This window comes from Loigolactobacillus backii, from assembly GCF_003946275.1.
Classification (GTDB): Bacteria; Bacillota; Bacilli; order Lactobacillales; family Lactobacillaceae; genus Loigolactobacillus; species Loigolactobacillus backii.
The window spans coordinates 20,272-29,040 of the sequence record NZ_RHNQ01000034.1 but is presented as its reverse complement, the minus strand read 5'-3'; the positions used below and the strand labels follow the sequence as shown (position 1 = coordinate 29,040).

Genomic DNA, 8,769 nt, shown 5'->3' with positions numbered 1-8,769 from the left:
GTCTTTAATACTGAGCGCAAATTTTATATGATTGTCTATAGGGTTCACGGTTTTCTCATATCCTTTCAAATGATACTGTAGTGGGTGGATTTTTTGGATGAGGGCTGTGAGCTCTTTTTCTGTCCTTAAATTGTAAATTCAAAGGCACAAAAAATCCTGTTAATAGTTTACCATTTGTAAACTATCAACAGGAAAAAGTATAGAGCCATAATACCAAGCCTTTAATCCTTGCAGGACTGACTTGAACGTCTTGGTGGTTACACCAGTGTCGTGTAACTTAAGCCACTCATCCTCCGCAAAATCCAGTGGGTAATCCAAGAAGAAACGGCGTTTGACGTCCACCCAATCCTTGAAATCACCATCATTTTCTAAAATAACTTTGACAAGATGTTGAAATTTAATGACGTGAAACCAACGCGCTTCAATTTCGGTACTTTTGCAAATATCTGGGTGATCAACTAGGTAGGCAACTGCGTTTTGTTCAAATTCCATCGATTTCCACCTCTAATTCTTCCTTAGTGATTAGCATGCCCTCAATTTTGGCGCGCCGAAAAGTTTCGTCTAAGTCACGATCGCAATCTAGGTACAGACCTTGAAGTCTTTCGGCTCGCGGCATTGGTTCCACGTGGTGCACCACTGTTACGGGCCGCTCCGGTACAATATCGTTGACGTAATTGATAAATTTAGGGCCAAACAGCGTCTGCGGTCGGACAAATTTGCGCATTTCAATTTGATTACCCCATTCGGCCGACTTGGCCAAACTGACTTGCTTGAATTGTTCTGGTAGGTAACCTCGTTGCAGCCAGGCAACAACGCACTCCTCGTGGCGTTCGGCTTCAGGAAAATGCTTGCCACTAATTTGGGCCAATTCAGTAATGATTTGTTGGGCCTGCTTTTGTTCAGCAGACGTGGCTGGGTGCTTGAGATTGAGTGCTTTTTGATTTTTGGTTGCTGACGTTACTTGTGCTGGTTTAACCGTTTCAGTTTTGATTGGTTCTGTTTCATGAACTGGTTGTATTTCGGGACAAAATTGGTTCCAATTGGCAATGTACAAGGCTCGCTTTTCATTTTCGTAAAGCAGGCCGACTTTGATGAGTAATCCGCAGAGCTGGTCAACGCTGCGGTTGTTGGTGATGCCGCTAATTTGTTTGATCTCTTTAACGGTGTACGCCAGACTTGCAGCGGCGGAAATTCGCCCGTGATCATTATTATTGGCTGCTTCGGCTAGTAAAAAATGCCAAAGCCGAAAACTTGCGTGATAAGTATTGACTTGATTTTGTGCAAGTAAACGGAACTCAGGTTGCTGATAAAGATTGATTGGTACAGTAAAATAACTGGACATGGGTTAACACTTCTTTCTTAATTAGGGTTACATAGATATAAAACCCTCAGGCCTCCAAAAAGTGTCACTAAAATAACATTTATTTTTCTGATCGGCCTAAAAGACCGTTATAACGGGAATAGTTAGCAAACTTTTTTTATTTAAACTTGCCTTATTTTGGTACCGGTAAGCGTAGTGCTATCAATAATTAGTACCGCTATTAATACCGCTAGCGTTTTTCAGTACCGCTACCAGTAGCGATATGGGTCGCGGTACCAACTTTAGAAAGAAAATAGTGCAATACTGAGTGCCGCAACTGACAAAACTTGCGTGTCAATTTTGATTATTGGTCGGTTATTGGCATGAGTGGTGCTACAAAATTACTTGGACAGTGAAATTTATTGTTCCATGGTTAAGGCTCTGGCAGCACTGCGTTTTATATCCTATAATGAAGCTATAACTTCTCTAAGAAAGTAGGTCCTAGCATGTTAAAAGAAGCAACGATTGCCCAGCAATTAGATCACCGAACGATTCGGGCGTTTAAACAGCAACCAGTCACAGCCGAGCTGATCAGCGAACTAGTTGCGGTAGCACAACATACAGCAACGTCAAATTTTCAGCAGGCATTTAGCGTAATCAGTGTGACTGATCCGGACAAAAAGAAGCAAATTGCGGCGGTTTCTAACCAGAAATATGTGGCTGATAATGGCCATTTGTTTATTTTTGTCGCTGATCAACACCGTAATCAGCAGATTGGCGCGGAAATGGGGAAGACAGCCAATCATTTAGGTGATACGGATCACTTTTTAGCAGCCTGGTCAGATGCCAGTTTGGCCGTGCAAAATACAGTTGTTGCAGCTGAGAGTCTTGGCTTAGGTGCGGTTATTTTAGGCAGTATTTTAAATGATGCCCAAAAAATTATTGATATTTTGCAGTTGCCTCAACTAACCTTTCCAGTGTTAGGTTTAGCTATTGGCTGGCCCGATCAAAAGCCACAATTGAAACCACGCTTGCCGGAACGCTTTGTTCATTTTGAAAATACTTATCAGTTGCCGACACCGGTAAAACCAGACTTAGTTGACTATGATGCCAAGGTCCATGAGTACTACGATTTGCGTGATGCCAATCGGCGGGTGGACACCTTCACTAATCAGGTTCAGAAACGACTAATGTTGCGGCCAGCTAAGCGTGCCGAACTATTACCAGTGCTACGGCGGCAGGGTTTCTTGTTGGAATAGCTAACTGGGGTTGGGGAAGTTGGTGACTGATTGGTTAAAGTGATTGGTTGCCAAATTTACATTATGTATGCTAAATTGCTTAGAGTGTGCATTTGTGGTGTCATGGCATTTTAATAAAATAATTGGAAGATAGGCCTAATAGGTAGAACAGAGGCACCATAAAATTTGGTAAGACTTCTTCTGGAAACGCTATTATTATGCTAAACTAAAAGAAAAATGATGATAGGGGTTATCAATATGGGTTATCGAATAGGTTTGGATGTGGGAATTGCTTCAACAGGTTATTCAGTTTTAAAAACGGATAAAGAAGGCAATCCATATAAAATATTAACGTTAAATTCAGTAATCTATCCGCGGGCTGAAGACCCTCAAACAGGAGCATCGTTGGCAGAGCCACGGCGATTGAAGCGGGGCTTACGACGGCGGACACGCCGAACCAAATTTCGCAAACAGCGGACACAGCAATTATTTATACATAGCGGATTATTATCGAAGGCGGAGATTGAACAAATTTTAACAAAACCACAAACTGATTATTCAGTTTATGAGCTCCGAGTGGCAGGTTTGGATCGACGCCTAACCAATTCTGAATTATTTAGAGTACTTTATTTTTTTGTTGGCCATCGTGGTTTTAAATCTAACCGTAAATCTGAACTCAACCCAGACAATGATGCAGATAAAAAGCAAATGGGTCAATTACTTAACTCAATTGAAGAAATCAAAAAAGATATCTCAGAAAAGGGCTATCGTACGGTTGGCGAGTTGTATATGAAGGATCCTAAATATACGGCCCACAAACGCAATAAAGGTTACAATGATGGCTACCTAAGTACGCCAAATCGACAAATGTTGGTTGATGAAATTAAACAAATTTTGGATAAGCAACGTGAATTAGGCAATGAAAAATTAACTGATGAATTTTATGCTAGCTATTTACTTGGTAATGAGGATCATGCTGGTATTTTTCTGGCTCAGCGTGATTTTGATGAAGGACCAGGTGCTGGTCCTTATGCCGGTGATCAAATCAAGAAAATGGTTGGTAAAGATATTTTTGAGCCCAACGAAGATCGTGCGGCCAAGGCGACTTATACATTTCAATACTTTAACTTGCTACAAAAAATGACTAGTTTGAATTATCAGAATACAACTGGTGATACTTGGCATAGCCTAAATGGCCTCGAACGGCAGGCAATTATTGATGCAGTTTTTGCAAAGGCCGAAAAGCCAACGAAAACCTATCGGCCAACTGATTTTGGTGAGTTACGTAAGCTATTAAAATTAACAGATGACGCACGTTTTAATTTAGTTAATTATGGTAGCTTTCGGACCCAAAAAGAAATTGAAACGGTTGAAAAGAAAACGCGCTTTGTTGATTTTAAGGCCTACCATGATTTAGTGAACGTATTGCCAGAAGAAATGTGGTCTAGTCGCCAATTGTTAGATCATATTGGAACAGCCTTAACTTTATATTCCAGTGATAAACGACGGCGGCGCTATTTTGCCGAAGAATTGAATTTGCCAAAAGATTTGATTGAAAAACTTTTACCGCTTAATTTTGCCAAATTTGGCCATTTGTCAATTAAATCAATGCAAAATATCATTCCGTATCTTGAAATGGGTCAGGTTTATAGTGAAGCGACAACTAATGCTGGTTATGATTTCCGTAAAAAGAAGATTTCCAAAGATACAATTCAAGAGGAAATCACAAACCCAGTTGTTCGCCGTGCGGTAACGAAAACAATCAAAGTGGTTGAGCAGATTATGCGGCGTTATGGCAATCACCCAGATGGAATTAATATTGAATTGGCTCGTGAGTTAGGCCGTAATTTTGATGATCGGCGAAAAATACAAAAAAATCAAGACCAGAATCGCCAAAATAACGATAAAATTGTGGCTGAATTAACTGAATTAGGGATTCCAGTTAATGGTCAGAATATTATTCGCTATAAATTACACAAGGAACAAAATGGGATTGATCCGTATACTGGTGATCAGATTCCCTTTGGTAGTGCGTTTAGTGTTAATTATGAGGTTGACCATATTATTCCGTACAGTATTAGTTGGGATGATAGTTACACCAATAAAGTGTTAACCAGTGCAAAATGTAATCGTGAAAAAGGCAATCGGATTCCGATGACTTACTTGGCTAATGATGAAAAACGCACCGATGCCTTAACTAATATGGCTGATAATGTGATTCGCAATTCACGCAAACGGCAAAAACTTTTGAAGCAAAAGCTAAGTGATGAAGAGAAAAAGGATTGGAAGCAACGAAATATTAACGACACACGTTTTATTACACGGGTACTTTATAATTATTTCAGACAGGCAATCGACTTTAATCCAGAATTGGAGAAAAAACAACATGTATTGCCGTTAAATGGTGAAGTTACTTCGAAAATTCGTAGTCGCTGGGGCTTTCTTAAAGTGCGCGAAGATGGTGATTTACATCATGCCGTTGATGCAACCGTTATAGCTGCGATTACACCGGCCTTTATTCAGCAAGTCACTAAATATAGTCAACACCAAGAAGTAAAGAATAATCGCGCTTTATGGCACGATGCTGAGATTAAGGACGCAGAATATGCGGCTGAAGCACAACGGATGGATGCCGATTTGTTTAATAAGATTTTCAATGGTTTTCCACTACCATGGCCAGAATTTCGTGATGAATTACTGGACCGTATCTCCGATAATCCTGCAGAAATGATGAAGAACAGAAGCTGGAATACGTATACGCCAGTTGAAATTGCTAAATTAAAACCAGTCTTTGTTGTTCGTTTGGCCAACCATAAAATTTCGGGACCAGCGCATTTGGACACAATTCGTAGTGCAAAATTATTTGATGAAAAAGGTATTGTGCTCAGTCGAATTAGTATTGCCAAACTGAAACTAAACAAAAAAGGCCAAGTCGCTACTGGTGATGGCGTTTATGACCCTGAAAACAGCAACAATGGTGATAAAGTTGTTTATTCGGCCATCAGAAAGGCATTGGAGGCCCATGGCGGCTCTGGAGAAGTAGCCTTTCCAGAGGGTTATTTAGAATATCTGGATCACGGGACCAAAAAATTAGTGCGTAAAGTACGTGTTGCTAAAAAGGCCTCACTACCAGTACTGTTGAAGAACAAGGCGGCTGCCGATAATGGGTCGATGGTGCGGATTGATGTATTTAATACGGGTAAGAAGTTTGTGTTTGTGCCGATTTATATTAAGGATACGGTTGAACGAGTTCTGCCGAGTAAGGCAGTACTGCAAGGAAAATCTGCAAAAAATTGGTATCAAATTACTGATGCCGATAAATTCTGCTTTTCTTTATACCCTGGAGATATGGTACATATAAAATCTAGGACAGGGATTAAACCGAAGTATGCCAATACGACAGTTGAGCACAGTATTAAACTTGTAAAGGATTTTTATGGATATTTTAATGGCGCCAATATTGCTAATGGTAATATTAGTATACGTGCACATGATAGCTCTTATAAATCAGAAAGTGTCGGTATCTCTGGACTCTTAGAATTCGAAAAATATCAGGTCGACTACTTCGGTCGTTACCATAAGGTCCACGAAAAGAAACGGCAGTTATTCGTTAAGCGAGATGAGTAATTATGGCCTTTCGTAACCTGTATATTCAAAATCCAGCAAAATTAAGCATTTCCAAAAGTCAGTTAGTGATTCAGCAGAAAGAACGTTATACAGTCCCAGTAGAAGACATTTCAAGCATCATGATTGAACACAAACAATGTACAATTACAGCACCGGCGCTATCCTTTCTTGCTGAGCATCAAGTGGCGGTGTTCACTTGTGATGAGAAACATTTGCCATGTGCGATGGTTTTGCCACTGGGCCAGTATTATCGTAAATTAGAAGCGTTAGAAGCTCAGTTACATGTAAGAACTAAAACTAAGGCGCGTTTATGGCAGAAATTGATGAAACAAAAAATTGAAAACCAGGCCAAAGTTTTAGAATTAAATCAGTGTAATAATGTCGCCGAACTTTACTTTTTAGCAACCCAGGTTGTTGAAGGTGATAAAACGTTTAAAGAATCGCGGGCAGCGCGGCTTTACTTTGTAGGTTTGTTTGGTGATCACTTTAACCGGCGCAATGAAAATACGCTGAACGGTGCCTTAAATTATGGCTACGCGATTATCCGTGGTATTATCGCGCGGGATATTTGTGTGTACGGTTTTGAGCCAGCATTGGGAGTATTCCATAAAAATGAATTAAATCCTTTTAATTTGGCCGATGATTTAATTGAACCATTTCGAGCGTACGTAGATTTATGGGTTTATGAACATCAAACTGACTTAAAGGATGGTTTGACACCTGCCAATAAACAGGCATTATTTCAATTATTATTTACAGAAGTTCGAATTGATGATGAATTTCATTCGTTGAGTAACGCGGTTCATAAATTAGTTTCATCGTACACTACTTGTTGTCGTAATAACTCTGCCGCGGGATTAAAGTTGCCGGAACTTATCCCGTTGGTGGCACACGAGTATGAGTAGCAAATATATGCGCCTATTAGTTATGTTTGATTTACCAGTAGTAAAGGCAAAAGATCGTCGTGCAGCGGCAAAATTCCGGCAGTATTTATTGGGCGAAGGCTACGTTATGATGCAATACTCGGTTTATTATCGCATTGTAAATGGTTATGATATGTCAAAAAAATACGAGCTGCGGTTAGATGATAATTTGCCCGAAAAAGGGTCAGTAAGATTGTTGGTTATAACCGAAAAACAATTCGATGAAATGCGTCTGCTAGTAGGTGATCCACTGCCTAACGAAGAAAAAGTTGAAAGTGGGCAGATGACCACTTTTTAGACAAGCAAAAGAGCCTGATATCCGCGTGATATTAGGCTCTTTTGGTACACTGGATCTATTTTAGCTGAAAACTGAAGGAATCAATAGCTTTCTTACTATTTTTATCTCTATTCCATCAGATCTATTTTAGCTGAAAACTGAAGGAATCAATAGCGCAGTGCTGCGGCGCCTCAAACCATTTGATGATCTATTTTAGCTGAAAACTGAAGGAATCAATAGCGAATGTCTGGGTTCATCGTTTTTTAAAAAGATCTATTTTAGCTGAAAACTGAAGGAATCAATAGCTATTTTACCTCCTGTGTTGTGTCTGTGTGTGATCTATTTTAGCTGAAAACTGAAGGAATCAATAGCATTGAACAATTAGATGAAATTTTACTGGCGGATCTATTTTAGCTGAAAACTGAAGGAATCAATAGCTCTGGATCAACGTTCCGAAACAACAATCCAGATCTATTTTAGCTGAAAACTGAAGGAATCAATAGCTGCTGAATTAAAGATTCTTTGATCTGGTCAGATCTATTTTAGCTGAAAACTGAAGGAATCAATAGCATAACCGTTGCGTTATACACCGTACCATTGGATCTATTTTAGCTGAAAACTGAAGGAATCAATAGCATGTTTTTGACAGTGATCGCATGGGTAACAGATCTATTTTAGCTGAAAACTGAAGGAATCAATAGCTGCATTACCTCCATTTTTTGTTGTTCCTGTGATCTATTTTAGCTGAAAACTGAAGGAATCAATAGCAGACTGCTCCAATGACAATGACCATTGTCCGATCTATTTTAGCTGAAAACTGAAGGAATCAATAGCACAGCCATGCAGAGCCTGATCCTTAAATATGATCTATTTTAGCTGAAAACTGAAGGAATCAATAGCTTAATTACGCGGTTAAGCAAAAGATCTTAGGATCTATTTTAGCTGAAAACTGAAGGAATCAATAGCCCAGACGAAACGTATTTAACCCCGTTGCCGGATCTATTTTAGCTGAAAACTGAAGGAATCAATAGCACAACCTAGTCGTGACAAAGTAGTAGAAGCGATCTATTTTAGCTGAAAACTGAAGGAATCAATAGCCTGAAAATACCTCACTAGACCTAATTTTTAGATCTATTTTAGCTGAAAACTGAAGGAATCAATAGCTTTCAGTATCGCCTTGTTTGATTTGCTGAGGATCTATTTTAGCTGAAAACTGAAGGAATCAATAGCTAAATTGCGTTATCGAGTTGTATTGCCTGGGATCTATTTTAGCTGAAAACTGAAGGAATCAATAGCTTAACCTGATAATAATAGTCAGCAAATCTTGATCTATTTTAGCTGAAAACTGAAGGAATCAATAGCAGCGACGCTAAACAGGCTGTGGCTGATAAGATCTATTTTAGC

The 8,769-nt window shown here is 39.4% G+C and carries 6 protein-coding genes and 1 CRISPR repeat array (1 of these 7 only partly in view); of the genes, 4 read left to right on the top strand and 2 right to left on the bottom strand.

Features of this window, described 5'->3' with window-relative positions; genetic code table 11:
• Positions 1-159 precede the first annotated feature (159 nt).
• Together EKM61_RS07340 and EKM61_RS07335 are read right to left on the bottom strand one after the other, a co-directional pair.
• Positions 160-492, bottom strand: coding sequence for a hypothetical protein (locus tag EKM61_RS07340; RefSeq protein WP_068224079.1), 333 nt, complete (start codon positions 490-492; stop codon positions 160-162).
• Positions 482-1,342 (bottom strand): conserved phage C-terminal domain-containing protein, encoded by an 861-nt coding sequence (locus tag EKM61_RS07335; protein ID WP_068224081.1) that lies wholly within the window; start codon positions 1,340-1,342, stop codon positions 482-484. The genes EKM61_RS07340 and EKM61_RS07335 overlap by 11 nt, the downstream gene beginning before the upstream one ends.
• A gap of 464 nt (positions 1,343-1,806) precedes the next feature.
• Between EKM61_RS07335 and EKM61_RS07330 the strand changes: the two genes are divergently transcribed.
• From EKM61_RS07330 to cas2, 4 genes are all read left to right on the top strand, one after another.
• Positions 1,807-2,559, top strand: coding sequence for an NADPH-dependent oxidoreductase (locus EKM61_RS07330; RefSeq protein WP_068224083.1), 753 nt, complete (start codon positions 1,807-1,809; stop codon positions 2,557-2,559).
• A 237-nt stretch (positions 2,560-2,796) separates the two neighbouring features.
• Positions 2,797-6,165, top strand: a complete 3,369-nt coding sequence (cas9, locus tag EKM61_RS07325; RefSeq protein ID WP_068224086.1) for a type II CRISPR RNA-guided endonuclease Cas9 — start codon at positions 2,797-2,799, stop codon at positions 6,163-6,165.
• A 2-nt stretch (positions 6,166-6,167) separates the two neighbouring features.
• Positions 6,168-7,070 (top strand): type II CRISPR-associated endonuclease Cas1, encoded by a 903-nt coding sequence (gene cas1 / locus EKM61_RS07320; protein WP_068224088.1) that lies wholly within the window; start codon positions 6,168-6,170, stop codon positions 7,068-7,070.
• Positions 7,063-7,386, top strand: coding sequence for a CRISPR-associated endonuclease Cas2 (gene cas2 / locus EKM61_RS07315; RefSeq protein WP_082918498.1), 324 nt, complete (start codon positions 7,063-7,065; stop codon positions 7,384-7,386). Before cas1 ends, cas2 begins: the two co-directional genes overlap by 8 nt.
• A gap of 52 nt (positions 7,387-7,438) precedes the next feature.
• Positions 7,439-8,769: a CRISPR direct-repeat array (repeat unit 36 nt; unit sequence GATCTATTTTAGCTGAAAACTGAAGGAATCAATAGC) (it continues 2,923 nt past the right edge of the window).

What these genes read in the sequence shown, in the direction of transcription:
- EKM61_RS07340 (WP_068224079.1), bottom strand. Translation starts at nt 492, where the DNA reads ATGGAATTTGAACAAAACGCAGTTGCCTACCTAGTTGATCACCCAGAT.
- EKM61_RS07335 (WP_068224081.1), bottom strand. Translation starts at nt 1,342, where the DNA reads ATGTCCAGTTATTTTACTGTACCAATCAATCTTTATCAGCAACCTGAG.
- EKM61_RS07330 (WP_068224083.1), top strand. Translation starts at nt 1,807, where the DNA reads ATGTTAAAAGAAGCAACGATTGCCCAGCAATTAGATCACCGAACGATT.
- cas9 (WP_068224086.1), top strand. Translation starts at nt 2,797, where the DNA reads ATGGGTTATCGAATAGGTTTGGATGTGGGAATTGCTTCAACAGGTTAT.
- cas1 (WP_068224088.1), top strand. Translation starts at nt 6,168, where the DNA reads ATGGCCTTTCGTAACCTGTATATTCAAAATCCAGCAAAATTAAGCATT.
- cas2 (WP_082918498.1), top strand. Translation starts at nt 7,063, where the DNA reads ATGAGTAGCAAATATATGCGCCTATTAGTTATGTTTGATTTACCAGTA.